3 protein-coding genes are annotated in these 4,187 nt (G+C 61.7%); all 3 read left to right on the top strand.

The features are described from left to right. The first annotated feature begins 167 nt into the window (after positions 1-167). Genes ABDJ40_RS24545 through ABDJ40_RS24535 form a run of 3 tightly spaced genes read left to right on the top strand, consistent with a single transcriptional unit; the run spans position 168 to position 4,056 of the window. Entirely contained in the window at positions 168-1,118 is a 951-nt protein-coding gene (locus ABDJ40_RS24545; protein WP_347613721.1) for an Abi family protein, read from the top strand. A gap of 20 nt (positions 1,119-1,138) precedes the next feature. Continuing rightward, on the top strand, positions 1,139-2,764 hold the full coding sequence (locus tag ABDJ40_RS24540; RefSeq protein WP_347613720.1) for a type I restriction-modification system subunit M: 1,626 nt from the start codon (positions 1,139-1,141) through the stop codon (positions 2,762-2,764). Further along, positions 2,761-4,056, top strand: a complete 1,296-nt coding sequence (locus ABDJ40_RS24535; protein WP_347613718.1) for a restriction endonuclease subunit S — start codon at positions 2,761-2,763, stop codon at positions 4,054-4,056. Before ABDJ40_RS24540 ends, ABDJ40_RS24535 begins: the two co-directional genes overlap by 4 nt. The last annotated feature ends 131 nt before the right edge of the window (positions 4,057-4,187 follow it).

Below are 4,187 nucleotides of genomic sequence, written 5' to 3'. Positions count from 1 at the left end.
TGATCACTCCTCACACCCCCGCCCAGCTGTGGATATCTCGGGCAGGGTAGGTTGAACACCTGGGTCAAATTTGGATCGGCAGGGCCCTCACGGGTGGGTCAAATTTCAGTCGGCGCCAACACATAACACGCATGCTTAAACAGCTCAAAACCCATGCAGCAGGGAACTTGGCACGCATCCAAGCGCTTTCCCATGCCCGTCTAAGCAACTACCGCAGCTTCTTCGGTGTCACCGATGACGTGCAGGCGCTAGCACTCTACCAATGGAACGACGAGTTGAGTGCCTGCCTTTTCCGCACCATCTCCCTGGTGGAGGTGGTTCTGCGCAACCAGTTTCACCAGGCCTTTAGCCAGCGCTACGGTGTGGTGGGCGGGCGCGGGTCCAAGGACTGGTATGAGCATGTCGCGTTGTCTGCCATCGCTAAGAACAAGATCAAGGACATCACCCACTACAAGCAAGGTCAGCAGTTGGTGCCCCGCAATCCAGCGCCATCCCCCGACGATGTGGTCTCTGGTCTGACTTTCGGCTTCTGGCCGCGGCTGCTGGATTTGGAGAAGGACAACCTCCACAAGAACATCGACTGGGGTCCACTACTCCTGGATGTGCTGCCAGGCCATCGGCAACAACAAGCCACGCACTGGGCTAAGCAGAAGCACCGAGATGCGTTCTTCGCCCGACTGGACCTTTGCAACGCACTGCGAAACCGAGTCGCTCACCATGAGCCCATCTGGAAGCTCGGGCCCTTGATGAACGAAGGCCGTGCACGTCCGAACAAGCCGCTAACTGTGGCGGCGCCCGCACCCAGCACGTCCGACCAAGCTCTAGCTCGCCTTCGCCTGCTCTACGACCGTGTGATCGAACTGCTGGCCTGGCTCTCCCCCGACCTGGCGGACCAACACACGCGCTGCGAACTGCACCTGCGTTGCCTGGGCCTGCTTCAGCCCGACACCTTGCGTGCCTACCGCCGCGCCCTGCATCCAGCCGAGCTCGACCTTGCAGCCTTGACCAACCTTCGGGCGCTGCGCAAGGCGCTGCGCTATGCCGCCCGACGCCAACAGCCCGTGCTTCTCAAAGACGGCCACCGAACCCTAGGTCATCTCACCATCGTGTTGCCCTGATCCTCATTTATCGCCGACCAATGCCTCTCAATCTCGACACCCTCGAATCCTGGCTCTGGGAGTCCGCCAACATCCTGCGCGGCTCCATCGACTCGTCGGACTTCAAGAACTACATCTTCGGCCTGTTGTTCCTCAAGCGCTTCAATGACGTGTTCGAGGAGCGCGTCCGGCAGCTGGAGCAGGACGAAAAGCTCAGCGAGAAGGAAGCCGCCGTGGAGGTGCAGGCCAAGTGGGGCATCTTCCCGCCCGATGCCCGCTGGCCCAGCCTGATCGCGCGCACCGAGAACATCGGCGAGGCGCTGGACAAGGCCTTCGCCGACATCGAGGCCAACAACACCGAGCTGCAGCATGTGCTGACGGCCACGCAGTACGGCGACAAGCGCGTGCTCTCCGACGCCACGCTGCAGCGCCTGCTGCGCCACTTCAACCAGTACCGCCTGGGCAATGCCGACCTCTACAAGGCCGACATGCTGGGCGATGCCTACGAGTACCTCATCAAGCAGTTTGCCGACGACGCCGGCAAGAAGGGCGGCGAGTTCTACACGCCCAAGGCCGTGGTGCAGTTGGTGGTGGAACTCATCGACCCGCAGCCCGGCCACAGCGTGTACGACCCCACCTGCGGCAGCGGCGGCATGCTGGTGGAAAGCGCCCACCACATCGCCAAGCTGCCCGGCGGCACGTTGATGGGCGACCGCCCCAACGCCTTGCTCTACGGCCAGGAGAAGAACCTGGGCACCTGGGCCATTGCCAAGCTCAACCTCTACCTGCACAACATGCGGGCTGAGATTGAGCGCGGCGACACCTTGGTGGAGCCCAAGCACCTGGACGGGGGCTACCTCAAGACCTTCGACCGCGTCATCGCCAATCCGCCTTTCTCCGCCAATGCCTGGTGGACGCCGCTGGAGCTGGAAGCCGAAGCCGCGCAGGACAGCGAAGGCGGCGCGGGCACCAACAAGAAGCCCAAGACGCCCAGCTACAAGACCGTCAGCGACCCCTTGGGCCGCTTCAGCTACGGCGTGCCGCCGCGCAGCTATGCCGATCTGGCCTTTGCCCAGCACATGCTGGCCAGCCTGAAGGCCGACGGCCGCATGGGCGTCATCCTTCCGCACGGGGTGCTGTTTCGCAGCGGCGAGGAGGGCAAGATTCGCGAGGGCCTGCTCTTCGGCACTGATGCAGCAAGCGGCGGCCAGCCTGGGGACCTGATCGAGGCCATCGTGGGGCTCCCGGACAAGCTCTTTTACAACACGGGCATCGCGGCCAGCGTGTTGGTGCTGAACAAGCGCAAGCCCGCCGCGCTGCGAGGCAAGGTCATCATCATCGACGCCAGCCGGGAGTATCTGGAAGGCAAGGCCCAGAATGGCCTGCGTCCCGAAGACATCGAACGGATCGCCCGCACGCACAAGGCCGCCTTCGAGCAGCAGACCGAAGTGGAGAATTACTGCCGTGTGGTCTCGCTGGAGGAAATTCGCAGCAATGACGGCAACCTCAACATTGCACGGTACATAGCTAACGGGGAGACGGAAGACGCCGTCGATCTGGCGGCCTCGTTGGTGCAGTTGCAAGCACTAGCCGTGGAAGAGGCGCAGATTGATGCGCGGCTGAACGGGTATCTAGCGGAACTGGGGCTGACGGAAGGCGTTGAATGACTAACGCAGGTATTCCCGGCTACAGGGAAACAGACGCCGGCTGGATACCGGAGGACTGGGCCCCGCTGTCGCTTGGCACTATTGCGTCCGCCAGAAAAACCAAGGCTGTAGCGCAGCAAGGTGTGCGATGCGTAGAGCTTGAGCACATCGAACCCGAGACAGGTCGTTTGCTGGGATGGGACAGCAGCGGCGCGCAGGCCAGCATCAAGACTGCATTCAAGCAGGGTGATGTGCTCTTCGGGAAGCTACGGCCGTACCTTCGCAAGTACGCCGTTGCTCCGTTCGACGGAATCTGCACCACGGAGATACTGGCGATTCATCCGAAGGACGACCTTGCCGACAGGAGCTTCCTGTTCCAGTTGATGCAAGGCGATGGCGTCTTTTCAACCGTTGAGGCGCTGTCGTACGGCACCAAGATGCCGCGTGTGAGTTGGTCCGACTTGGCAGAAATCGTGGTCGGCGTCCCCTCGCCGGCTGAGCAGCGGCGCGTTGCCGCCATCCTGGCAGCCGTGGACGACAAGCTGGACGTGATTGCACGCCAGATTGAAGCCACACAGACCCTCAAGCAGGGCCTGATGCAGACGTTGTTCAGCCGGGGCGTTGGCACGCAAGATGCCAACGGCCACTGGCTGCCGCATGCCGAGTTCAAGGAGACGGAACTGGGTGGCGTACCGTCGTGTTGGGACGTTCAACGGCTTGAAGCGCTTTCCGAGTCCATCACTGTCGGCATCGCCACCTCGACTACGGAGCATTACGCGGACTCCGGCATTCCGCTGATCCGCAACCAGAACATCAAAGACGATTTCCTTGACCTCTCTGACCTTCTCCGCATCACCCCTGAGTTCGACGCCAAGAACAAGAACAAGCGAGTGAAGGCCGGCGACATCCTCACAGTGCGGACAGGGTATCCAGGAACAACGTGCGTGGTGCCGGAAGGTTTGGGGTTACTTCAAACCTTCACGACGCTCATCACGCGCCCTCGCCACGATGTGCTCCATGCCCACTTCGCATCTCGGTACTTCAACTCTCCGCAAGGCAAGAAGTTGATGCTGCACCAGGCGGCCGGTGGAGCTCAGCAGAACATCAATGCCGGCAATCTGAAGAAGCTGCTCGTGCCTGTGCCACCGATGTGTGAGCAAGTCCGCATCGCCGAAGTGCTTGCGGCAGTCGATGCGAAGTCCAAGGTGCTAAGGGAGCGGTCCGTCCACTATCGAGCGATGAAGCGCGGCCTGATGCAAAAGCTCCTAACCGGCGAATGGCGCGTCAAGGTCGACGCCGACATGGCCGCCTGATCCACGATTGTTGGCGCCGATCTAAATTTGACCCACCCTGCCGATTGAACTTTGACCCAGGGCTTGGGGCCGACATCGGCTGATGCCGGCTGTGGACAACTGTAGCGCGGCGCTTGTTCAGCTCGCTTCGT

The organism is Roseateles flavus (assembly GCF_039872765.1).
Taxonomy (GTDB): domain Bacteria; phylum Pseudomonadota; class Gammaproteobacteria; order Burkholderiales; family Burkholderiaceae_C; genus Roseateles_B; species Roseateles_B flavus.
The sequence above is the reverse complement of the archived record's forward strand: the minus strand, read 5'-3'. Positions and strand labels throughout refer to the sequence as shown.

Excerpts from the sequence above, each read along its gene's own strand:
- ABDJ40_RS24535 (WP_347613718.1), top strand. The coding sequence starts at position 2,761 with ATGACTAACGCAGGTATTCCCGGCTACAGGGAAACAGACGCCGGCTGG.
- ABDJ40_RS24540 (WP_347613720.1), top strand. The coding sequence starts at position 1,139 with ATGCCTCTCAATCTCGACACCCTCGAATCCTGGCTCTGGGAGTCCGCC.